Here is a 20,971-nt window from a genome sequence, read left to right as displayed (position 1 = left end):
GGTTAAGCCGGGCAGGCGGCGTTGGTGGTGCGGATGTCGATGACCTTGATCTTGCCATCGATGATGTCCTTGCGCGCGCCCAAGACCTTTTTCTCGATCTCAGGCGAGATCACCTTGCGGTTGTTCTCGTCCAGCGCCCAATCCACGCCACCTTCTTTCAGGCCCTTGGCGGTCACGCCAGCCTTCCAGGTGCCGTTCTTCATCTGCATGAAGGAATCGTACACGGCGTTGTCCACGCGCTTGACCATGGAGGTCAGCACGGAACCTGGATACAGATGGTTCTGGTTGGAGTCGACACCGATCGACAGCTTGCCTTTTTCCTTGGCAGTCTGCAGGGTGCCCATGCCGGAACCGCCGGCCACTGCGAACACCACGTCCACGCCGCGGTCAAACTGGGCACGTGCCAGCTCGCCGCCCTTGGCAGGGTCGTTCCAGGCAGCGGAAGTGGTGCCGACCATGTTCGAGATCACTTCGGTTTTCTTGTCGGTCGCTTTGGCGCCCTGGGCATAGCCGCAGGCGAAGGTGCGGATCAGCGGAATATCGATGCCGCCAATGAAGCCCAGCTTCTTGGATTTGGAGGCCATGGCAGCGGCCACGCCAACCAGGTAAGAACCTTCTTCTTCCTTGAACGTCACGGAATTGACGTTATTACCCTGCGCAACGCCGTCGATCAGGACGAAACGGACTTTGGGGAATTCTTTGGCGACTTTCTGCACCGCCTGGGTCTGGGCGAAGCCGATCGAGGCGATCAGGTCCAGGTTCTTGCGGGCCAGGCCGCGCAGCACCTGCTCAGCCTGGGTGTCGCTGCTGGCTTGCACTTCGATGAATTTGATGCCGGTTTCTTTCTGGAAGCGCGAAGCGCCTTCGAAAGCGGACTGGTTGAACGACTTGTCGAACTTGCCGCCGGCGTCGTACACGATGCCCAGCTTCGGATCAGCCGCGTTTGCGCTGGCTGCCACCGCAACTGCGGCGATCATCATGCTAAGTTGTTTGATTTTCATGTAAGGGCTCCGTCGAAGTTCGTTATTGTATATTTTTATGGAGTGCCCCGTTCCGCTTTTTCGAGCCAATCCCGGCCACGGCACCTTGTAGCTTGCCAACAACGCACAAATGCAAATTTTGTACATGTACCCTTGATTAATTCTTGGGCACGTCATCAAACTGCAATCACTTGTTCCTGCAGTCGAATCCGCTTCTCACGGCATGGATTCGTGGCTCACTACTATGCAGCAGGCGCGATATGTATGGCAAATACGTTTTTGCTTACTTATTTATATGCAAGGCAACTAAATGAGGGGTTTCTCGTAAGTAAGAGAAGGGATTTGCTTTCGTGTTAGCATTTGCGCCATTGCAACATTACGTTACTTTTCTTTTAAAGATTGGAACATCGGGTATGGATAAACGCCTCAAACACTCCCTGATTGCCTTGGCCGTGGCCAGTGCTTTCCCTCTATATAGCGCTTCTGCCCAGGAAGCACAGCCAACCGAAGAAGTGAAAAAGCCGGGCCAGCTGGAGACTGTGATCGTTACTGCACAGCGCCGCGCGGAGAACATCAAGGACGTGCCGATGGCGATCGCCACCCTGAAGGGCGAGAAGCTGGACGTGCTGACCTCCGGCGGCCAGGATATCCGTTTCCTGAACGGCCGTTCGCCATCCGTATCCGTGGAGTCCGACTACGGCCGTACCTTCCCGCGTTTCTATATCCGCGGCCTGGGTAACACCGACTTCGACCTGAACGCTTCCCAGCCGGTCGGCCTGGTAATGGACGACATCGTGCAGGAAAACCCGATGCTGAAGGGCTTCCCGGTGTTCGACGTCGACCAGGTGGAAGTGCTGCGCGGCCCGCAAGGCACCCTGTTCGGCCGTAACTCCCCAGCCGGCGTGATCAAGTTCGACTCCGCCAAGCCGGTGTTCCGCCAGGAAGGCTACGTCAACGTCGGCTTCGGCAAGGACCGCGTGCGTAACTATGAAGGCGCCTACAACTTCCCGGTCAATGATGTGCTGGCAACCCGCATCTCGCTGCAATCGCAGCACCGCGGCGACCGCGTGCACAACGATCGTCCAGGCGCGCCGATCCGGGACTTCGAAGGCTATAAGGACAACGCCGGCCGTATCCAGTTCCTGCTGAAGCCTGATAAGGACTTCAGCGCCCTGCTGAACCTGCACGGCCGCGACATGGACGGCAACGCCACCCTGTTCCGCGCCAATATCCTGAAGAAGGGTACCAATGAGCTGGTCGACAACTTCGACTACAAGTCCTACCCGACCGACGGCGGCAACGAGCAGCACCTGAAAAACAAGGGCGCCAACCTGCGCCTGCGCTGGGATACCCCAGGCCTGACCTTCCACTCGATCACTGGCTATGAAAAGCTGGAGTTCTATAGCCGCGGCGACGTCGATGGCGGTTATGGCGCCAGCTTCCATCCGCCTAGCGGTCCAGGGACGATTCCGTTCCCTGTCGAAACTGCCGACCTGATTCCTGACCACAAGCAGATCTCGCAGGAATTCCGCGTCGAGTCCAATAACAAGGGCCCTCTGCAGTGGATCGCCGGTGTGTTCTATTTTGACGAACATATCCAGATCGATTCGATCTCGTTCGATTCCTTCACCGCTGGTAACCCGCAAAACGCCGCCTACTCGACCCAGCAGCAGGATGCCAAGTCGTACGCCGCCTTCGGCACCATCAACTACACCGTGAACGAAGCCTTCAAGCTGCGTGCCGGCCTGCGCTACACCAAGGACAAGAAGGACTTCATCGCCACCCGCGTTGAACCGCCGCAATCGGCTTCCAATGCGTTGAGCGATACCTCGAGCAATGTGAGCTGGGACCTGAGCGGTACTTACACCTTGAACAAGGACACCAACCTGTTCGGACGTATCGCTACCGGTTACCGCGCCCCTTCCATGCAGGGCCGCCTGTTCGACCTGACTTCGCTGCCATCCAAGGCTGACGCTGAAAAGGCCCTGTCGGTGGAATTCGGCGTCAAGCAGGACCTGTTCGACCGCCGTGCGCGCATGTCGGCCACCGTGTTCAACTACCGCATGAAGGACAAGCAGCTTACCGCGGGTTCCGGCACCGTGAACATGAACCGCCTGATCAACGCCGACAAGGTGACCGGCCGCGGTATTGAAGTGGACCTGCAGGCGAACTTGAGCGACGCATGGGCCGTGACGTTCGGTACCAGCTACAACGACACCAAGATCAAGGATGCAGACCTGTTTGTCCAGTCCTGCGGCGGTGGTTGCACCCCGACCGATCCGCGAGTCCAGTTCCTGGATGCGAACGGCAACGTCGTTGGTAGTGCTGCCCTCATCAACGGCAACCCACTGCCGCGCGCACCGAAGTGGCAGCACAACTTCACCCTGCGCTTCAGCCAGCCGCTGGGTGATGGCGAAATCTACGCCTACACCGACTGGGCATACCGCACCTCGTACAACTTCTTCCTGTACGAAGCTCCCGAGTACAAGGCCAAGGAACTGCTGGAAGGCGGCCTGCGCGTGGGCTATCGCTGGAACGACGGCAAATACGAGCTGGCTGCATACGGCCGCAACATCACCAATCGTATCCAGGCACTGGGCGCAATCGACTTCAACAACCTGACCGGTATCGTCAACGAACCGCGCACCTACGGCGTGCAGTTCAAGGCGAACTTCTGATCGGTTCGTAGCATCCCCCAAGGACGCGCACTTCGGTGCGCGTTTTTTTTGATCGTGCTGGGGTAAGATGTGGCCTTCCTTGGGGAGGGGAGATGCAAACTGCTGTCAATATGTGGCCGCTGCTTGGCGTGGCCGTGATTGTGCTTGGATTCCTGCTGCGGCTGCACCCTGTGCTGGTGGTTGTCGCCGCCTGCTTCACTACCGGCTTCGCTGCCTTCATGCCGGTAGAGGCCTTGCTTGCTTCGCTTGGCACTGCCTTCGTCAAGACGCGCAACCTGCCGATGATCTACTTGTTGCCGCTGGCGGCGATCGGCTTGCTCGAGCGCTTCGGTTTGCGCGAGCACGCACAGGCCGCCGTAGCGCGCATGCGTTCCGCAACTGCGGGGAGGCTGCTGATAGTTTATCTGGCGGTCCGTGAACTGTCGGCCGCAATGGGCCTGACTTCACTGGGTGGCCACCCGAATATGGTGCGCCCGGTCGTGGCGCCGATGGCAGAAGGTGCTGCCCAGCTTCGCAATCCTGCGCTCAGCGACGAGCAACGCCAGCACGTTCGCGCCATGGCCGCTGCCACCGACAATATAGGCCTGTTCTTCGGGGAGGATATTTTTGTCGCTTTCGGTGCCATCGTCCTGATGCAGACCGTGCTGCGTGCGGAGGGCATCGAGGTCGATCCGCTGCATATGGCGCTATGGGGTATTCCGACGGCCATCAGTGCTTTCATCATCCACGCCTGGCGGCTGCGCCGGCTGGACCGCTACCTGGCGCGGGTCGCCGGAGCACGCGCATGATTATCCGCGTCGAGTATTTCTATTACTTCCTGGGCATCATGCTGGCTTTGGTCGCACTGATGTCTTTTGGCGACCGCACGAATCCGCGGCGCTGGACGACGGGCTTGTTCTGGACGCTATACGCGATGGCCTACCTGGTGGGGGAGCGCTTGCCGCCAGCGGTCGTGGGTTTGGCAATGATCGTGATGGCGCTGCTGGCAGGTTTCGGCGGCGTCAGGAGCGGCAAGCCGGACGTGCTGCCGGACGATGCACGCCGCGCCAGTGCCGTGCGGCTTGGGCACAAGCTGTTCGTGCCAGCGCTGGTCATTCCTGCAGTGACGATGGCCGGCTCCACGCTGCTCAAAGATGTGCGCGTCGGGGAACTGTTCGTGCTGGACCCGAAACACCTTACGCTGGTCAGCCTTGGTTGTGCGGCGGTGATTGCAGTCGGCGTAGCCTGCTGGATGACGCGTTCGACGCCGCTGCAGGCTGGCCGGGAATCGCGCCGCCTGATAGACGCCATGAGCTGGATGATCGTCCTGCCGCACATGCTGGCGGTGCTGGGCCTTTTGTTCAGTGAGGCGGGCGTAGGCAAGGCGGTAGCGCAAGTGACGACGACCTATATTGGCCTTGATTCGAAGCTGGTGGCCGTTGCGGTGTATTGTGTCGGCATGGCGCTGTTCACGATCGTGATGGGCAATGGTTTTGCCGCCTTCCCGGTGATGGCAGGCGGCGTCGGCGTGCCGGTGCTGGTGGCGAAATTTGGCGGCAATCCAGCTGTGATGGCGGCGATCGGCATGTTCAGCGCTTATTGCGGCACCTTGATGACGCCGATGGCGGCCAACTTCAACATCATTCCGACTGCGCTGCTGGATTTGACCGACCGTAATGCCGTCATCAAGGCGCAGGTGCCGACAGCCTTGCCGCTGCTGGGTGCAAATATCGTTCTGCTGTACTTTTTGCTATGAAAACTGTTCTGCTGACGGGCTTCGAGCCTTTTAACAAAGAGCCTATCAATCCGGCTTGGGAAACCGTGCGCGCGCTGGATGGCTGGGGTGAGCGCGGCTTCCGAGTCGTTGCGCGCCAGTTGCCTTGCGTGTTTGGCGATGCGAATGCTGCCATGGCGGCGCTGATCGATGAACTGCAGCCGGCACTGGTGATTGCGGTCGGGCAGGCCGGCGGCCGTGTGGACTTGTCGGTGGAACGGGTGGCAATCAATGTCGACGATGCGCCGATCAAGGATAACGCCGAACAGCAGCTGGTGGATGAGCCGATCGTGAGGGGCGGGCCGGCAGCGTATTTTTCGACGCTGCCGATCAAGGCGATTGTCGCAGCGTTGCGGGCGGCAGGCTTGCCGGCGTCGGTGTCGCAGACTGCCGGCACTTTCGTTTGCAACCACGTTTTCTACGGCTTGATGCACGCCGTGTCCGGCCGCAGCGGCGTGAAGGCAGGCTTCATCCATATTCCCTATCTTCCGGAGCAGGCTGCACGCCACCCCGGTGCGGCCAGCATGTCGCTGGAGCAGATGACGGAAGGGCTGCGTATTTCAATACGTACTGCGCTGGCGGTTGAGCGCGATGCTGCGATAGCCGCCGGCGCGACGCATTAACCGCCTGGCGGGCGCAGGATGTTGAGGAAGGCGCGCACGACAGGCGCGTCATCCAGCGTGGTGTAGGTGATGTACAGGTTGGCCGATGGCGGGTTGGTGCGGATCGGCAGGAATACCACGCCAGGCCAGCCGATGCGTGCCGTCGTCTCCGGCATCAGGGTGACGCCAAGGCCCGCGCCCACCATGGCCAGCAAGGTTTGCGGCTCGTGCGCTTCCTGGAAAATCTCCGGCTGGAAGCCCGCGTTCACGCAGCACTGGATCAGGTAGCGCGGGAATGCCGACTTGTCCAGTGCCAGCGTCAGCATCGGATCGTCCGCAATGTCCGCCAGCTCGATCGCATCCATCTTCGCCAGCGGGTGGTGTTCATTGACCGCCACGCAGACATTCTCGCGGAAGCACAGCTCCTGCCTCAGGTTATCGCGCCGCAGCTCATCATCGTCCAGCTTGGGCTCGCGCCAGAAGCCGACGTCGATCTGCTTGGCGCGCAGCGCGTCGTACTGCACCGTCGGCCCCGATTCGTGGATGGTCCAGGTCACGCGCGGATACTTGCTCTGGAATTCTTCCAGCATGGACGGAATCGGCCCCCACATCGCCGAGCCCACGATGCCGACGCGCAGCCGGCCTACTTCGCCGCGGTCGATCTGGCGCACGGTGTCGATGGTCATGCGCATTTTGGCCAGCAGGTCCGAGGCCTCCTGCATCAGCGCCTTGCCGGCGACAGTCAGCTCAAAGGTGCGGGTGGTACGGGCGAACAGCTTCACGCCCAGCTCCGCCTCCAGCTTCATGATCTGCTGCGAAAGCGGCGGCTGCGAAATATGCAGGCGTTCGGCCGCGCGGCTGAAGCTCTTCTCTTCGGCGACGGCGAGGAAGTACTTTAACTGTTTCAGGTCGATGGACATGGATGCTCCTGCAGCTCACGTGCCAGGGCAGCGCCGACGCGTGCGTTGTTTTTCACCAGTGCGATATTTGTTTTCAGGCTGCGACCCTCGGTAAGGGTCTTGATGCGGGCCAGCAGGAAGGGGGTTACCTTCTTGCCGGTGACGCCGTTGTCTTGCGCTTCCTGCAGGGCGCGCAGGGTAATGGCGTCGATTTCATCTTTCGGCATGGCTTCTTCCACCGGCACCGGTGCCGAGACTACCACGCCGCCGTCCAGGCCCAGGGCCCATTTGGTGGCGATGAAGGATGCCTGCTCAGCGGCCGTGTCCAGCTGGAAGTCGGCATTGAAGCCGCTTTCGCGGGTAAAGAAGGCCGGGAAGCCGGGCTGGCCGACGGATACCACCGGCACGCCGTGCGTTTCCAGGTATTCCAGCGTCAGGCCGATGTCGAGGATGGACTTCACGCCTGCGCATACGACGGCGACATTGGTCTGCGCCAGTTCCTGCAGGTCGGCCGAGATGTCCATGCTGGTTTCCGCGCCGCGGTGCACGCCGCCGATGCCGCCGGTGACAAACACCTTGATGCCGGCCAGCTGGGCGCAGATCATGGTGGCAGCCACGGTGGTGGCGCCCAGCCTGCCTTGCGAGAGTACATAAGGCAGGTCGCGGCGCGAGACCTTGATCGCGTTCGGCGAGTTGCCCAGTTCTTCCAGCTGTTCCTCGGTCAGGCCGACACAGATCTTGCCGCCGATGATGGCGATGGTGGCCGGCACGGCGCCAGCGTCGCGGATGATCTGTTCCACTTCGCGTGCAGTCTGCACATTCTGCGGGTATGGCATGCCGTGCGAAATGATGGTCGACTCAAGCGCGACGATCGGCTTGCCGGTGGCGCGGGCGTTGGCGACTTCCGGAGAGAAGGACAGGAATTGGTGCATGGTTTACTCCTCGATATGCGCCGTGGCGAGCAGGTCTGCGCTCAACTCGGGCGACACGGTGTGTGGACTGGCCAGCGTGATGGAGGCGGCTTTCAGTCCGCGCTCGCAGGCCAGGGTCAGTTGTTCGGGTTCTTGCAGCAGCGACCAGCAGACGGCGGCCGAGAAGGCATCGCCGGCGCCGGTCACGTCGACTACCCTGGCGTCGTGCGCCGGCAGCCAGTGCAGGGCCTGGCCCAGCGTGTGATAGACGCCGCTGGCGCCGCAGGTGACGACGATGTCGCGCGCACCGTCGGCCTGCAGGTCGTGGCAGGCGGCCTGCACGTCGGCTTCGGTCGGCAGGGGGCGGCCGGCGCGGGTTTCCAGTTCGCCGCGATTCAGGATCAGCAAAGACAGGCCGCTCAGGGACTTCGGCAGGCGCGCCATTTTCGGCTGCGACACCGCGACCACGACCAGCGGCACGCCGGAGGCGCGGGCATCGGCTATCAGCATGGCCACGGATTCGATCGGCAGGTTCAGGTCGGCCACCACCATGCCGGCGGCATTGCGCTGCGGCTGGCGGCTGGCGACCCAGCCCGGGGTAAGCTGGTCGAAGATCGCCATGTCGGCCAGTGCGACCACCATTTCGCCGGAGGCATCCAGCACGGCGGTGTAGGTGCCGCTGCCGATGCCGTTGACCTGGAGGCTGCCTTCCATGCCGATGCCGAAAGCTTCGGCCTGGGCGCGCAGCGCGCGGCCGGAGGAGTCGTCGCCCAGGGCCGTCAGCAGGGAGCAGGGCAGGCCGAGCTGGGACAGGTTGGCCGCGATATTTCTTGCAACGCCGCCAAAACTTTCTTCAGCGCAAGCCGGATTCGAGGTGGCCATTTGCAGCGGGGCGTGCGGGCGCAGTTTGCGGTCGAGGCAGGCGGCACCGATACACAGAACGGTGCGTTCATTGCGCAGGACATAGGCTCGGCCCAGCAGTTTACGCTCGCGGATCAGGCTGGCGATGTGGCCTGCCACCGCAGAGCGCGACAGGGCGAGCTGCTCCGCCAGCTCTTGCTGGGAGATAAAGGGGTTGGCCCGAATCAGCTCGTAGAGCTGTTCCTTGCGGGAGAGATCGGTCACGAAAAGCTCGCTATAAACATTTGTTTGCGATGCTAAACATTTGTCCGTCACATGTCAAACGGAAGGCGTTCCTATAATAAACCCATATTTATAGCGCCTGCATATAAATGGCAAAGAAAAATGGTATTTGCCATACATATAGACGATGATGCATAGTGTCGTGGTACGTTCAAGGGCCTGTTCTGGCCAGCTCACCTAAAGATATAAAAACGAGGAACTCCATGTCTTCCAATACCCCATTCCAGGCAGCCGCCATCATCCGTGCTCGCATGCCGGCCAATTTCCAGCCACGCGTTGCCATGATCCTGGGCTCCGGCCTGGGCGTGCTGGCCGAACAGATGACCGATGCAGTGTCGATTTCCTTCGACGAACTGCCAGGTTTCCCGATCTCCACCGTGCATGGCCACGCCGGCCAGCTGGTACTGGGCACGCTGGCTGGTGTGCAGGTTGTCTGCCTGAAAGGCCGCGGCCACTTCTACGAGGGTTACGGCCCTGCGGTGATGACTTCCGCTGTGCGCACCATCAAGCTGCTGGGCTGCGAAATGCTGTTCGTGACCAATGCGGCGGGCTCGCTGCGTCCTGAAGTGGACGCCGGTTCGCTGGTGGCGCTGAACGACCATATCAACTTCCTGCCGGGTACCCCGATGGTTGGCCCGAACGACGAGCGTTTCGGTCCTCGTTTCTTCTCGATGGCCAATGCCTACGATGCGGACCTGCGCAAGCTGCTGCAGTCGACCGCTGCGGACAAGTCGATCACCCTGCATGAAGGGGTGTACATCGCTTACCCGGGCCCGAACTTTGAAACGCCTGCGGAAATCCGTGCGTTCAAGACCCTGGGTGCCGACGTAGTGGGCATGTCGGTGGTGCCGGAAGTTGTGTCGGCGCGCCATTGCGGTTTGAAGGTGGTGGGCGTTTCCGTTGTGACCAACCTGGCGGAAGGGCTGTCGCCGTTCCCGCTGTCGCATGAGCAGACGCTGAAGTATGCCGCTGTTGGCGCGGAATCGCTGATCAAGCTGATCCTGGCGTTCCTGGAGAATGTGGCGAAGGCGCCTAAGGCTTAAAACCGGTAAACCTGGGTCAGACCCAAGGGTCAGACCCGACCGGTCGCCGTCGCGTAGCGGGTCTGACCCTTGGGTCAGACCCAGATTTTCGGGTTTGAATTGAGAGGCATCCCATGTCCCGCGCATTTATCCTGTTGTTAGACTCCTTCGGCCTCGGTGCAACGCCGGACGCCCATAAGTACGGCGACCAGGCCTATAACACCTTCGGCCATATCGCCAAGTGGGCGGCCAGCGAAGGCAAGCCGATGTCCCTGCCAATCATGGAAGGCCTGGGCCTGGCTGCCGCCGCGCATACCGCGTCTGGCCAGTGGGCCGCCGGCTTCGAAAAGCGCGACGGTTTTACCGGCGCCTACGGCGCGGCACGCGAACAATCGACCGGCAAGGACACCCAGTCCGGCCATTGGGAAATCGCCGGCGTGCCGGTGCTGTTCGACTGGGGCTACTTCCCGAAAGAAGTACCGTCGTTCCCGCAAGAGCTGACCGACAAGCTGCAGGAACTGACCGGCGTGCCGGGCTTCCTGGGCAACTGCCACGCCTCGGGTACCACCATCATCAATGACCTGGGCGACGAGCATGTCGCGACCGGCAAGCCTATCCTGTACACCTCCGCCGACTCCGTGCTGCAGATCGCATGCCACGAAGAACATTTCGGCCTGGAGCGCCTGTACGACATGTGCGAGAAGGCCTACGAACTGGTCAAACCGTACAACATCGGCCGCATCATCGCCCGTCCATTCGTCGGCGCCAACCGCGACTACAAGCGCACCGCCAACCGCCACGATTACGCCGTGCCGCCAAGCGCGCCAACCCTGCTGGACCACGTGAAGGACGACGGCGGCGAGGTGATCGCACTGGGCAAGATCAGCGATATCTACGCCGCCCAAGGCGTGAGCCGCGTCCTGAAAGGACCGGACAATATGGCGCTGTTCGACAAGCTGCTGGAAGCCCAGCGCGAAGCGGGCGACAAGTCGCTGACCTTCGTCAATTTCGTCGACTTCGACATGCACTTCGGCCACCGCCGCGACGTGGCGGGCTATTCGAATGCGCTGCACGAAATGGATGCACGCCTGCCGGAATTCATCGCCAACCTGAAGGACGGCGACCTGTGCGTGATCACTGCCGACCACGGCTGCGACCCGACCGCACCGGGCTCCGACCATACCCGCGAACATATTCCTGTGCTGTTCTTCGGCCCTGGCGTCAAGCCGCAGTCGCTCGGCATCTCGGAAACTTTCTCCGACATCGGCCAGACCATCGCGCATCACCTCGGCGTGAAACCTCTTTCCAACGGAACCAACCTGCTATGACTATGACCCCTGACTTCAAGCGCAACGAGGCGATTGGCCTCGACCTGGGCTGGCTGAATCACATCCACGTGAACAAGGCCGCCGCGGATCGCCGCGCCGCATCGCTGGCGAACCGCCGCAGCGTGAAGAAAGAGTACCAGGCTGCCTGGCTGGTAAAGGCGATCGAACTGATCGACCTGACCACCCTGGCCGGCGACGACACCCCGGGCCGCGTTGAGCGCCTGTGCATGAAGGCCATGCGTCCGCTGCGCCAGGACCTGGTGGAAGCACTGGGCCTGCAAGAGCGCAAGCTGATGACCGGCGCCGTCTGCGTGTACCACGAGATGATCCAGCACGCCGACGCTGTGCTGAAAGGCCGCCTGCCTATCGCTGCAGTGTCGACCGGCTTCCCGGCCGGCCTGACCAGCATGGAAACCAAGGTGCGCGAAGTTGAACTGTCCGTCGCCGCAGGCGCGAAAGAGATCGACATCGTCATCACCCGCCAGCACGTCCTGACCGGCAACTGGCAAGCGCTGTACGATGAAATGCTGGCTTACCGCAAGGCTTGCGGCGAAGCCCACGTGAAGGCCATCCTGGCTACCGGCGACCTGGTGACGCTGGAAAACGTGGCGAAGGCTTCGTGGGTCTGCATGATGGCAGGCGCCGACTTCATCAAGACCTCGACCGGCAAGGAAGGCGTCAACGCCACCATTCCGGTATCGCTGGTGATGGTTCGCGCAATCCGTGAATACTACGAGCGCACCGGCTTCAAGGTGGGCTACAAGCCGGCAGGCGGCGTAGGCAGCGCCAAGACCGCGCTGCAATATATGACCGTGATGAAGGAAGAACTGGGCAACGAGTGGCTCGAGCCGCACCTGTTCCGTATCGGCGCATCGTCCCTGCTGACCGACATCGAGCGCCAGCTGGAGCACCATGTGACCGGCGCCTACTCCGCCGCCCATCGCCACGCGCAACCATAAGAAGACACCGCCATGCCAACTATTAACGAGATCCTCAACACCATGGACTACGGCCCTGCACCAGAAAGCCAGAAAGAAGCGCAAGCGTGGCTGGAGCAGCGCTCCCGCAAGTTCGGCCTGTTTATCGACAACGAATGGACTTCGCCAGGCGAAACCTTCGCCAGCTACAACCCGGCTGACGGTTCGCAGCTGGCCGAACTGACCCAGGCGACCGCCGTCGACGTGGCGCGCGCAGTCACCGCGGCGCGCAAGGCGCTGCCGGGCTGGCAGGCACTGGGCGGCCACGGCCGCGCCAAGATCATGTACGCCATCGCACGCCTGATGCAAAAGCATGCGCGCCTGTTCGCCGTACTGGAAACCCTGGACAACGGCAAGACCATCCGCGAAACCCGCGACGCCGACCTGCCACTGGTCGCACGCCACTTCTACTACCACGCTGGCTGGGCGCAACTGCTGGACGAAGAATTCCCGGGCCACCGCGCCGTCGGCGTGGTCGGCCAGATCGTGCCTTGGAACTTCCCGCTGCTGATGCTGGCATGGAAGATCGCTCCTGCGCTGGCTGCCGGTAACACCATCGTCTTCAAGCCGGCTGAATTCACGCCGCTGACTGCGATGCTGTTCGCCGAGATCTGCCAGCAAGCCGGCGTACCGGCTGGTGTCGTGAACATCGTGACCGGCGACGGACGCACTGGCGAAGCCATCGTCGGCCATCAAGGCATCGACAAGCTGGCCTTCACCGGTTCCACCGAAGTTGGCCGCATCATCCGCGAAGCCACCGCCGGCACCGGCAAGAAGCTGTCGCTGGAACTGGGCGGCAAGTCGCCGTTCATCGTGTTCGAAGACGCTGACCTGGATGCTGCGGTAGAAGGCCTGGTCGATTCGATCTGGTTCAACCAGGGCCAGGTTTGCTGCGCCGGCTCCCGCTTGCTGGTGCAGGAATCCGTGCAGGACCGCTTCCTGAAGAAGCTGAAAGCGCGCATGGACAACCTGCGCCTGGGTTCCCCGCTGGACAAGTCGATGGATATCGGCGCCCTGGTCGATCCGATCCAGCAGCAGCGTATTGCCGGCCTGGTGGAATCCGCACGTGCCGAAGGCTGCGAGGTATACCAGCCAGCCGGCTGCGAAGTACCGGCCAGCGGTTCGTGGTTCCCGCCGACCCTGATCACCGGTGCGTCGACTTCCGCCGCCGTGGCGCAGGCTGAAATCTTCGGCCCGGTGCTGGTGGCAATGAGCTTCCGCACGCCTGCCGAAGCGGTACAACTGGCCAACAACACCGTGTATGGCCTGGCTTCCTGCGTATGGACCGAGAACATCTCGCTGGCGCTGGACGTGGCGCCAGCTATCAAGGCCGGCGTGGTGTGGATCAACACCGCCAACCAGTTCGACGCTGCTTGCGGCTTCGGCGGCTACAAGGAATCGGGCTACGGCCGTGAAGGCGGCCGTGAAGGCATGTTCGAGTACCTGGTGCCGGTGTCGGAAGATGCACGTCCGGCCGCGCCATCGTTCAAGAAGCCTGCCAAGCCGGATACCGAGCACGTTCCGTCGACCGACCCGTTCGCAGTCGACCGTACCGCCAAGCTGTACATCGGCGGCAAGCAGGCCCGCCCTGACGGCGCCTACTCGCGCGCCATCCACGGCGCCGACGGCAAGTTCCTCGGCGAAGTGGGCGAAGGCAACCGCAAGGATATCCGCAACGCGGTAGAAGCTGCGCACAAGGCGACCGGCTGGACCAAAGCCACTGCGCACAACCGCGCACAAGTGCTGTACTACATCGCTGAAAACCTGGCTGCGCGCGGCGCCGAATTCGCAGAACGTATTGCTGCGCAGACCGGCACCAAGAACGCCGAGAAGGAAGTGCAAGCTTCCATCGAGCGCCTGTTCTACTGGGCGGCCTGGGCTGACAAGTACGACGGCCTGGCGCACCAGCCGCCAATGCACGGCATCACCGTGGCATTGAACGAAGCGATTGGCGTGATCGGCGTTGTTTGCCCGAACGAGAACCCGCTGCTGGGCTTCGTCTCACTGGTGGCCCCGGCTATCGCCGTGGGCAACCGCGTGGTGGCTGTGCCTTCGGAAGCGTATCCATTGTCGGCGACCGATTTGTACCAGGTCTTCGATACCTCCGACCTGCCGGGCGGCGTGGTGAACATCGTCACCGGTTCGGCGGACGAACTGGCGCGTACCCTGGCTTCGCACGCCGACGTTGACGCCGTGTGGCGCCACGATGGTTCCGCAGCCGGTTGCGCGGAAGTCGAGAAGCTGTCCGCTGGTTCGCTGAAGCGCACCTGGACTGGCGGTGCCAAGGGCCGTGACTGGTTCTCGACCGCGCAGTGTGGCGGCCGCGTTGTGCTGGCGCATGCTTCGCAAGTGAAAAACATCTGGATTCCTTACGGCGTCTGATAAAAACAAAAAAGGGCTGCAGACGCAGCCCTTCGTAACTAAAGAGATAGAAATATGTTCCTCCCCCAGGAAATCATCCGTAAAAAACGCGACGGCGGTGTGCTGTCGAAAGAAGAGATCCAATTCTTCGTCAAAGGCATCACCGACAACAGCGTCAGCGAAGGCCAGATCGCCGCGCTGGCAATGGCGGTATTCTTCAACGACATGAGCATGGACGAGCGCGTGGCGTTCACCCTGGCCATGCGCGATTCCGGCGAAGTGCTGGACTGGAAATCCCTGAACCTGCCAGGTCCGGTGATGGACAAGCACTCCACCGGCGGCGTGGGCGACGTGGTGTCCCTGATGCTTGGCCCGATGATCGCTGCCTGCGGCGGCTTCGTGCCGATGATCTCCGGCCGCGGCCTGGGCCACACCGGCGGTACGCTGGACAAGTTCGACTCCATCCCAGGCTACTCCACCGTCCCGACCAACGACAAGTTCCGTGAAGTGGTGAAAGACGTCGGCGTGGCCATCATCGGCCAGACCGCGTCGCTGGCACCGTCGGACAAGCGCTTCTACTCGATCCGCGACGTCACCGCCACCGTGGAATCGGTGGCGATGATCACCGGCTCCATCCTGTCCAAGAAACTGGCCGCCGGCCTGGATGTGCTGGCAATGGACGTGAAAGCCGGCTCCGGCGCTTTCATGCCGACCTACGAGAAGTCGGTCGAACTGGCTGAATCGATCGTCAAGGTGGGCAATGGCGCGGGTACGCTGACTTCGGCCCTGCTGACCGATATGAACGAATCGCTGTCCCCATGGGCAGGCAATGCGCTGGAAGTGCGCGGCGCGATTGACTACCTGACCGGCAAATTCCGCCCTGCACGCCTGCACGAAGTCACCATGTCGCTGTGCGCCGAGATGCTGGTGCTGGGCAAGCTGGCTGCCAATGAAGCCGATGCGCGCGCCAAGCTGCAGCACGCGCTGGATTCCGGAGAGGCTGCCGAGCGCTTCTCCCGCATGGTCAAGGCATTGGGCGGCCCGGCCGACCTGGTGGAGAACATGGACAAGCACCTGGAGAAGGCGCCGATCGTGGTGCCGGTGCCTGCGCCGCGCACTGGTTACGCTGCTTCGACCGTTTGTCGCGATATTGGTCTGGCTGTGGTGTCGCTGGGCGGCGGCCGCCGCCGACCGACCGACGCGATTGACTTTGCTGTTGGTTTGACTGACCTGGTGGAACTGGGGCAGCCGCTGCAGGCGGGCCAGCCTATGGCAATGGTGCATGCGCGTACCCAAGCCGCTGCGGAACAGGCTGTGCGTGAGGTGCAGGCGGCGTACACGATTGCGGATGCGGCGCCGGCGGCGAACCCTATCGTTTATCGTACTATTCGCCCTTAAACCGGTAAACCAGTGTCAGACCCGCAGGGTCTGACACGCCACTGGCCGGCGAGCACCGCTTTACCGGTTTCGGAGTGCACATGAACAACGAAAAACTGATCGAAGAGGCCAAGGCTGCGCGCCTGAAAGCCTACACGCCGTATTCCAACTTCAAGGTCGGCGCCGCGCTGCTGGCGAAGGACGGCAAAGTCTTCCACGGCTGTAATGTGGAAAATGCCAGCTATGGCCTGTGCAACTGTGCCGAGCGCACCGCCTTCTTCAGCGCAGTCGCGCAAGGCTACCAGCCCGGTGACTTCGACAAGCTGGCTGTTGTCGGCGACACGGACAACCCTATCGCTCCTTGCGGCGCCTGCCGCCAGGTCACGCTGGAATTGGGCGGCAACCAGTTGCCGGTCGTGCTGGCCAACCTGAAAGGCGGCGTCCGCGAAACCACCGCAGCTGAACTGCTCCCGGAAGCCTTTGGCGGCTGGGATTTGAAGAAGTAACACGCGTGAAGAAGGCCATCGACGTCCAGACAGCCGTCGCCATCGCGGCGTCTGAAGCCATTGCAGCCAAGACCCAGGGCACCTTCGGCGTAGGCGGTGTGATGCTGGACGCCAGCGGCACCGTGCTCAAGGCGCTGCATAACAACGTCATCAAGCACGGCCTGATTTACGACCCCACTGCGCACGGCGAGCGCCAGTTGATCGACTGGTACTTCGCCGAACGCGCCAAAGGCCACGAGCTGCCGCCGCCAGAGGAAATCACCATTGTGACTTCGCTCGACCCGTGCTGCATGTGCACGGGAGCCATCCTGGCGGCAGGCTTCAACGTGGTGGTTGCGGCACCGGACAGCAAGGCCGGCATCAACTACAACGGTTCCGCCTTCTATCCATCGCTGCCGGTGGCTTTGCGCCCACAGGCCGAACGTACCTTTGCCTATCCTGCAGTGCTGGGCACCTCGTCTTATGCACGGCGTGGGGCAGGGGCCTCGCCGAAGCCATTCTTCATCGGGAAAACCATCGCCGAACCAACGCAAGCCTTATGCTCGCTGGTGTTCGAGGCCACCTCGGCCAACGTGATGGACCTGTTTAATATCGACCCGCCGCAAGTGGAGTTGATGGACCCGGCAACGCTTGCCGAAGACCACTTCATCGTGCGTGCGCTGAAGCGGACTTTCCCGGATGCGCTGACTTACCGCTGCAAAGCGCGCATGCCGGATGCCGGCCTGGCGCCATACCTGCAGCAAGCCATGGCACGCGACAAGGCGCAAGGCGGCAAGGGCGATGCCGTGGCGCTGCTCGATTCCTTCGGCAACCTGCTGCTGTGCTGCCACGGCCGCCTGCAGGCTTCGACTATCCGCACCGCCTTCATGGAATGCACGCGGGCGTACGCACAGCTGCGCTACAAGTTGATGGAAGGCGCCGATGCGGCGACGCAGGCGGAGGTGCGCCACTACCTGGGACATCCGAAAGACGGGACGTTCGTATTTGCCGTGGGCCCCGATGAAAGCGCGCTGAGCTTCATGACGCTCGGCGCCTATGGCTCGACGATGGAAGGCGCGCTGCCGCACAACAATCCGGCGCAGTTCCAGTACGTGCGCCCGGCAATGCCGGAGCAGGCGCTGCACGAGCTGTGCAGCCACCTGCCTCCGCTATACCGCAACCTGATCAGGATTCGCCCGACCCAGGTGGCGGATGCCGCCCTGGTCGCCGCGATCAGCTAAGCATATTCGCGTCGCGCGCCAACTGCCATTTGCCGGCGGCGTTCCTGCGATACACCGACAGTACATTACCTTCCTTAAGCACGGTTTCGCCGCCTGCCAGTTGCGTAATTGCCACACGCAGGTGCGTAGTGCAATACGCGAGGTCGCCGCTGACTTCAACCTGCTGCACATCGGCGTGCGATTCGACACGATGCGATGCCAGCACGGCGCGCACGCCTTTTTCGAATGCGGCGCGGCCGCGCATGACGGGCTGGCCAGGCACGTAGAATTCCACGTCTTCCGTCATGAGCGGGAGAATACGGTCGACTTCCGCGGCGAGGGTGGCACGGGTCCATTCCGCGACCAGGTCGCGGATTGCCTGTTCATCGCTCATTCACCCCCCTCGAATGAGGCGCTGGCGTCATTCTGCATCATGCCGAAAAGATTGCCGTCTGGATCCTTGGTGTAGGCCAGCCAGCCGACGCCCGGTACCGGCATGCGCGGCACGGCGACCGTGCCCTTGAGTTCCTTCAGCAGGGAAATGGATTTGTCGAGGTCTTCCACGTCGACGGTGCAGACGAAGGCATTGACTGAGGCGCCTTCCTCCGGGCGAGGTCCGCGGCGCGGCAGCAGGCCGCCATTGATGCCGGGCGCACCGACTTCACCGGTGCCGACCAGCCAGTACTCGCCGCCCTCCCATTTGGAAAAGCTCCAGTCGAACATCTTGCCGTAAAAATCGATCAGGGCTTGTGGCTCGCTAGCCTGGATCTCAAAGTGAACTGTGCGTCCCATCAGTGCTCCCAAGGGTCATAAGTGCCTATGCTCCAGATATGCCCTTCGGGATCTCGACAGGTAAATCCACGGCCGCCGTAATCTTCATCCTGCAAGGGCATCTCGATTGGCGCCCCGGCTTGCACGCAGCGAGCGTGCACTTCGTCGGCGTCGTTGACGACCAGGTAGGCAGATTGGGTGACAGCCATCCCCAGCTGGGCGGGCTGCTTCAGTAGACGGCCATAGTCGGTGTCAAAGATGGAGCTTAGCATGACCATGCCATTGCCATAGGAAAGCTGGGCATGGGCGATGGTGCCGTCTTCGTTGGGGACCACAAGCGTGGCCTTGAAGCCCAACGTTTTACACAGCCAATCGATGGCGGCCGGAGCGTCGCGGTAACGCAGGCAAGGTATGATGGTCGCGCGCGTGGCCTTTGGAATCGTCATCGCTCTCTCCCTGTAATCACGGCATGGTCAGCTCAATATAGACTAGCACCGTACAGGGGGCAAGCAAGCGCGGGCGACCTACATTTGCTGGAATAAATGGGTGTTGCCGCGGCTGACTTCGAGTTCTTCGGTGGAGTTGCGCACGCGGACCATCTGCCGGCCGCGCAAGTCGCGCGTTACTTCGGCAATCGCATCGACGCGTACCAGGGTGGAGCGGTGGATGCGCCAGAACTCGTTCGGGTCCAGCTCATCTTCCAGTTCCTTCAAGGTCTTGCGGATCAGGAATTCGCCCTGTGCTGTTTGCACCCGCGTATATTTTTCATCGGCGCGAAAGAACAACACTTCCCTGGTCGAGATCATGCGCAGGCTGTTGCCAACCTGGGCCTGGATCCAATGCAGGAACTCGGGCTGGGCGGGACCGGCTCCGCTGGCCGGGCCGCGGCCGCTTTGCTGCAAGAGCTGGCTCAGTTGGCGTTCGATATTGTTGGGCGTCTTGCCAAGCCGCGCCTGCAAGCGCTCGCAGGCTGTTTTCAGGCGCTCCAGGTTGACCGGCTTGAGCAGGTAATCCAGCGCACCTTGTTCGAAGGCTTCAATCGCATATTGATCGTAGGCAGTGATGAAGACGATGTGGCAACGGTTGAACAGCATGCGTGCTGCCTCGATGCCGGTCAGGCCGGGCATGCGGATATCGAGAAAGACGATGTCGGGCTGGTGCTGGCCGGCCAGCGCAATCGCTTCGATGCCGTTGGCCGCTTCGGCCACGATTTCCAGCTCGGGCCAGGCTTCATGCAGGCGCTTGCGCAGCATGTCGCGCATTGGTTCTTCATCGTCGGCGATGATGGCCGTGGCTTTAGGCTGGTTGCTCATGGTTCAGGGCTTGGCGAAAATATCCGGTGCAAACGGAATGCAGATCGAGGCGCGGCATCCGCCGTCCATCGGCTGTTCGATCAGCAACTGGGCGCGGGTGCCATACATCAGCTTCAGGCGTTCGCGCACATTGGTCAGGCCGACGCCATCGCCGGCATAAGCGTTGAAGCCGACGCCGTCATCCTGCACGTCCAGTTGCAGTACGCTGCCGTTCACGCTGGCGCGAATGTCGATGCGGCCGCCTTCCACTTTCGGTTCCAGGCCGTGCTTGATCGAATTTTCGATCAGGATCTGCAGCATCATTGGCGGGAACGTAGCGCTTTCCAGTTCCTGTGGCACGTCGATCGATACCGACAAGCGTGACTTCATGCGCGCCTGCATGATGGCCAGGTAGGAATGCGCCATCTGGATCTGGCGCCCCAGCGTGCCGTTGCCGCGCGAGCGCATCTGGGGCAGGGTGGCGCGCAGGTATTCGATCAGGTGGGTGTGGATCTTGGCCGCTTGCGGCGGGTCGGTTTCGATCAGCTGGCCGATCAGGGCCAGGGTGTTGAACAGGAAGTGCGGTTCGACTTGCGCCTGCAGGGCCGACATCTGGGCTTCCACCAGGCGCCGCTCCAGGCTTTCATTGCCGGCTTGCGCAGCCGACTTGCGTGCTTCGATTTCCGCCTTGCGCTTGCCGCCGGCGAGGATCTTCAGTCCGGCCGAGCCGATGATGAAGAAGGCTACCTGTTTCGGATGCAGCACGGGCGTCAGTCCCAGCAGGAAGGCGAGCATCCACGTCACTACCAGCTGGCGCAAAGGCACCTGCGCCAGCCAGTCGAAGAAGTCCCACCACAGGCTGCTGGCTGTGTCGCCAATCTCCCCGACAAAGGAGAGCACGCTGCGGGTCCGGTTACCCATGCTGTTTCTTGTCTCCGAAGAGGTTGATGGCCAGCTTGGCGATCAGCACGCCGACGAACAGGGTGATGACCAGTGGCAGGATGGTCAGGAACAGCGCAATCACGACGCACATGCCGACGATGGCAGGCCAGGACATATGGTCCAGCGTACGCACGAAGTGGCGGCCGATGCCGACAAAGGCTTGCCACACTTCTTTCACGGTTTCCTTGGCGCTTTTGTTAATCGTTTTCATCATTTCCTCCTTGCGTTTC

At 61.9% G+C, this 20,971-nt stretch carries 21 protein-coding genes; 11 read left to right on the top strand and 10 right to left on the bottom strand.

The window, feature by feature from the left end; all coding sequences use genetic code 11:
• Nucleotides 1-2: 2 nt before the first annotated feature.
• Nucleotides 3-1,001, bottom strand: coding sequence for a BMP family protein (locus tag ASE26_RS04560; RefSeq protein WP_055932844.1), 999 nt, complete (start codon nucleotides 999-1,001; stop codon nucleotides 3-5).
• Between the two features lie 392 nt (nucleotides 1,002-1,393).
• On the opposite strand from ASE26_RS04560, the gene ASE26_RS04555 reads away from it, so the two are divergent.
• The 4 genes from ASE26_RS04555 to pcp all read left to right on the top strand — a co-directional run bounded on the left by ASE26_RS04555 (nucleotide 1,394) and on the right by pcp (nucleotide 6,034).
• A complete protein-coding gene (locus ASE26_RS04555) occupies nucleotides 1,394-3,658 on the top strand; it encodes a TonB-dependent receptor (protein ID WP_055932847.1) in 2,265 nt (754 codons plus the stop codon).
• Between the two features lie 92 nt (nucleotides 3,659-3,750).
• Complete coding sequence (locus ASE26_RS04550; RefSeq protein ID WP_057245670.1) at nucleotides 3,751-4,446, top strand: DUF969 domain-containing protein; 696 nt, start codon at nucleotides 3,751-3,753, stop codon at nucleotides 4,444-4,446.
• On the top strand, nucleotides 4,443-5,393 hold the full coding sequence (locus tag ASE26_RS04545) for a DUF979 domain-containing protein (protein ID WP_057245669.1): 951 nt from the start codon (nucleotides 4,443-4,445) through the stop codon (nucleotides 5,391-5,393). The genes ASE26_RS04550 and ASE26_RS04545 overlap by 4 nt, the downstream gene beginning before the upstream one ends.
• On the top strand, nucleotides 5,390-6,034 hold the full coding sequence (gene pcp, locus ASE26_RS04540) for a pyroglutamyl-peptidase I (protein ID WP_057245668.1): 645 nt from the start codon (nucleotides 5,390-5,392) through the stop codon (nucleotides 6,032-6,034). Before ASE26_RS04545 ends, pcp begins: the two co-directional genes overlap by 4 nt.
• Here the strand turns inward: pcp and ASE26_RS04535 are convergent.
• From ASE26_RS04535 to ASE26_RS04525, 3 genes are read right to left on the bottom strand one after another with little or no spacing between them, the layout of a single operon-like run.
• A complete protein-coding gene (locus tag ASE26_RS04535; protein ID WP_055932860.1) occupies nucleotides 6,031-6,933 on the bottom strand; it encodes a LysR family transcriptional regulator in 903 nt (300 codons plus the stop codon). The genes pcp and ASE26_RS04535 overlap by 4 nt on opposite strands.
• A complete protein-coding gene (locus ASE26_RS04530) occupies nucleotides 6,918-7,844 on the bottom strand; it encodes a pseudouridine-5'-phosphate glycosidase (RefSeq protein WP_055932863.1) in 927 nt (308 codons plus the stop codon). The genes ASE26_RS04535 and ASE26_RS04530 overlap by 16 nt, the downstream gene beginning before the upstream one ends.
• A gap of 3 nt (nucleotides 7,845-7,847) precedes the next feature.
• Nucleotides 7,848-8,948 carry a carbohydrate kinase gene (locus ASE26_RS04525; RefSeq protein ID WP_055932866.1) on the bottom strand — a complete coding sequence of 367 codons (1,101 nt, stop codon included), beginning with the start codon at nucleotides 8,946-8,948 and terminating at the stop codon, nucleotides 7,848-7,850.
• 221 nt (nucleotides 8,949-9,169) lie between these two features.
• On the opposite strand from ASE26_RS04525, the gene xapA reads away from it, so the two are divergent.
• From xapA to ASE26_RS04490, 7 genes are all read left to right on the top strand, one after another.
• Nucleotides 9,170-10,009, top strand: a complete 840-nt coding sequence (gene xapA, locus ASE26_RS04520; RefSeq protein WP_055932869.1) for a xanthosine phosphorylase — start codon at nucleotides 9,170-9,172, stop codon at nucleotides 10,007-10,009.
• 113 nt (nucleotides 10,010-10,122) lie between these two features.
• The gene (locus ASE26_RS04515) at nucleotides 10,123-11,316 is read left to right on the top strand and encodes a phosphopentomutase (protein ID WP_055932872.1); all 1,194 of its coding nucleotides are present in this window, start codon (nucleotides 10,123-10,125) and stop codon (nucleotides 11,314-11,316) included.
• On the top strand, nucleotides 11,313-12,275 hold the full coding sequence (gene deoC, locus ASE26_RS04510; protein ID WP_055932875.1) for a deoxyribose-phosphate aldolase: 963 nt from the start codon (nucleotides 11,313-11,315) through the stop codon (nucleotides 12,273-12,275). Before ASE26_RS04515 ends, deoC begins: the two co-directional genes overlap by 4 nt.
• Nucleotides 12,276-12,287: 12 nt before the next feature.
• Nucleotides 12,288-14,675, top strand: a complete 2,388-nt coding sequence (locus tag ASE26_RS04505; protein WP_373922083.1) for an aldehyde dehydrogenase family protein — start codon at nucleotides 12,288-12,290, stop codon at nucleotides 14,673-14,675.
• A 54-nt stretch (nucleotides 14,676-14,729) separates the two neighbouring features.
• Entirely contained in the window at nucleotides 14,730-16,052 is a 1,323-nt protein-coding gene (gene deoA / locus ASE26_RS04500; protein WP_055932881.1) for a thymidine phosphorylase, read from the top strand.
• An 80-nt stretch (nucleotides 16,053-16,132) separates the two neighbouring features.
• Nucleotides 16,133-16,537, top strand: a complete 405-nt coding sequence (locus ASE26_RS04495) for a cytidine deaminase (RefSeq protein WP_055932884.1) — start codon at nucleotides 16,133-16,135, stop codon at nucleotides 16,535-16,537.
• A 5-nt stretch (nucleotides 16,538-16,542) separates the two neighbouring features.
• Complete coding sequence (locus tag ASE26_RS04490; RefSeq protein ID WP_055932885.1) at nucleotides 16,543-17,757, top strand: nucleoside deaminase; 1,215 nt, start codon at nucleotides 16,543-16,545, stop codon at nucleotides 17,755-17,757.
• Here the strand turns inward: ASE26_RS04490 and ASE26_RS04485 are convergent.
• The 6 genes from ASE26_RS04485 to ASE26_RS04460 form a co-directional block, all read right to left on the bottom strand.
• The gene (locus ASE26_RS04485) at nucleotides 17,750-18,130 is read right to left on the bottom strand and encodes an SgcJ/EcaC family oxidoreductase (protein WP_055932888.1); all 381 of its coding nucleotides are present in this window, start codon (nucleotides 18,128-18,130) and stop codon (nucleotides 17,750-17,752) included. The genes ASE26_RS04490 and ASE26_RS04485 overlap by 8 nt on opposite strands.
• The gene (locus ASE26_RS04480) at nucleotides 18,127-18,528 is read right to left on the bottom strand and encodes a VOC family protein (protein WP_057245667.1); all 402 of its coding nucleotides are present in this window, start codon (nucleotides 18,526-18,528) and stop codon (nucleotides 18,127-18,129) included. Before ASE26_RS04480 ends, ASE26_RS04485 begins: the two co-directional genes overlap by 4 nt.
• Entirely contained in the window at nucleotides 18,528-18,953 is a 426-nt protein-coding gene (locus tag ASE26_RS04475; RefSeq protein WP_057245666.1) for a VOC family protein, read from the bottom strand. The genes ASE26_RS04480 and ASE26_RS04475 overlap by 1 nt, the downstream gene beginning before the upstream one ends.
• 78 nt (nucleotides 18,954-19,031) lie before the next feature.
• On the bottom strand, nucleotides 19,032-19,820 hold the full coding sequence (locus tag ASE26_RS04470; RefSeq protein ID WP_055932898.1) for a LytTR family DNA-binding domain-containing protein: 789 nt from the start codon (nucleotides 19,818-19,820) through the stop codon (nucleotides 19,032-19,034).
• Nucleotides 19,821-19,823: 3 nt separating this feature from the next.
• Nucleotides 19,824-20,720, bottom strand: a complete 897-nt coding sequence (locus ASE26_RS04465; RefSeq protein ID WP_055932901.1) for a sensor histidine kinase — start codon at nucleotides 20,718-20,720, stop codon at nucleotides 19,824-19,826.
• Nucleotides 20,713-20,955, bottom strand: coding sequence for a hypothetical protein (locus ASE26_RS04460; protein WP_156398042.1), 243 nt, complete (start codon nucleotides 20,953-20,955; stop codon nucleotides 20,713-20,715). Before ASE26_RS04460 ends, ASE26_RS04465 begins: the two co-directional genes overlap by 8 nt.
• Nucleotides 20,956-20,971: the final 16 nt, after the last annotated feature.

Source organism: Duganella sp. Root198D2 (assembly GCF_001428585.1).
Lineage (GTDB): Bacteria > Pseudomonadota > Gammaproteobacteria > Burkholderiales > Burkholderiaceae_D > Rugamonas.
The sequence above is the reverse complement of the archived record's forward strand: the minus strand, read 5'-3'. Positions and strand labels throughout refer to the sequence as shown.

Excerpts from the sequence above, each read along its gene's own strand:
- ASE26_RS04535 (WP_055932860.1), bottom strand. The coding sequence starts at position 6,933 with ATGTCCATCGACCTGAAACAGTTAAAGTACTTCCTCGCCGTCGCCGAA.
- deoA (WP_055932881.1), top strand. The coding sequence starts at position 14,730 with ATGTTCCTCCCCCAGGAAATCATCCGTAAAAAACGCGACGGCGGTGTG.
- ASE26_RS04460 (WP_156398042.1), bottom strand. The coding sequence starts at position 20,955 with ATGATGAAAACGATTAACAAAAGCGCCAAGGAAACCGTGAAAGAAGTG.
- ASE26_RS04475 (WP_057245666.1), bottom strand. The coding sequence starts at position 18,953 with ATGACGATTCCAAAGGCCACGCGCGCGACCATCATACCTTGCCTGCGT.
- ASE26_RS04470 (WP_055932898.1), bottom strand. The coding sequence starts at position 19,820 with ATGAGCAACCAGCCTAAAGCCACGGCCATCATCGCCGACGATGAAGAA.
- pcp (WP_057245668.1), top strand. The coding sequence starts at position 5,390 with ATGAAAACTGTTCTGCTGACGGGCTTCGAGCCTTTTAACAAAGAGCCT.
- ASE26_RS04480 (WP_057245667.1), bottom strand. The coding sequence starts at position 18,528 with ATGGGACGCACAGTTCACTTTGAGATCCAGGCTAGCGAGCCACAAGCC.
- ASE26_RS04505 (WP_373922083.1), top strand. The coding sequence starts at position 12,288 with ATGCCAACTATTAACGAGATCCTCAACACCATGGACTACGGCCCTGCA.
- ASE26_RS04560 (WP_055932844.1), bottom strand. The coding sequence starts at position 1,001 with ATGAAAATCAAACAACTTAGCATGATGATCGCCGCAGTTGCGGTGGCA.
- ASE26_RS04530 (WP_055932863.1), bottom strand. The coding sequence starts at position 7,844 with ATGCACCAATTCCTGTCCTTCTCTCCGGAAGTCGCCAACGCCCGCGCC.
- xapA (WP_055932869.1), top strand. The coding sequence starts at position 9,170 with ATGTCTTCCAATACCCCATTCCAGGCAGCCGCCATCATCCGTGCTCGC.
- ASE26_RS04545 (WP_057245669.1), top strand. The coding sequence starts at position 4,443 with ATGATTATCCGCGTCGAGTATTTCTATTACTTCCTGGGCATCATGCTG.
- ASE26_RS04465 (WP_055932901.1), bottom strand. The coding sequence starts at position 20,720 with ATGGGTAACCGGACCCGCAGCGTGCTCTCCTTTGTCGGGGAGATTGGC.
- deoC (WP_055932875.1), top strand. The coding sequence starts at position 11,313 with ATGACTATGACCCCTGACTTCAAGCGCAACGAGGCGATTGGCCTCGAC.
- ASE26_RS04555 (WP_055932847.1), top strand. The coding sequence starts at position 1,394 with ATGGATAAACGCCTCAAACACTCCCTGATTGCCTTGGCCGTGGCCAGT.
- ASE26_RS04515 (WP_055932872.1), top strand. The coding sequence starts at position 10,123 with ATGTCCCGCGCATTTATCCTGTTGTTAGACTCCTTCGGCCTCGGTGCA.
- ASE26_RS04485 (WP_055932888.1), bottom strand. The coding sequence starts at position 18,130 with ATGAGCGATGAACAGGCAATCCGCGACCTGGTCGCGGAATGGACCCGT.
- ASE26_RS04495 (WP_055932884.1), top strand. The coding sequence starts at position 16,133 with ATGAACAACGAAAAACTGATCGAAGAGGCCAAGGCTGCGCGCCTGAAA.
- ASE26_RS04550 (WP_057245670.1), top strand. The coding sequence starts at position 3,751 with ATGCAAACTGCTGTCAATATGTGGCCGCTGCTTGGCGTGGCCGTGATT.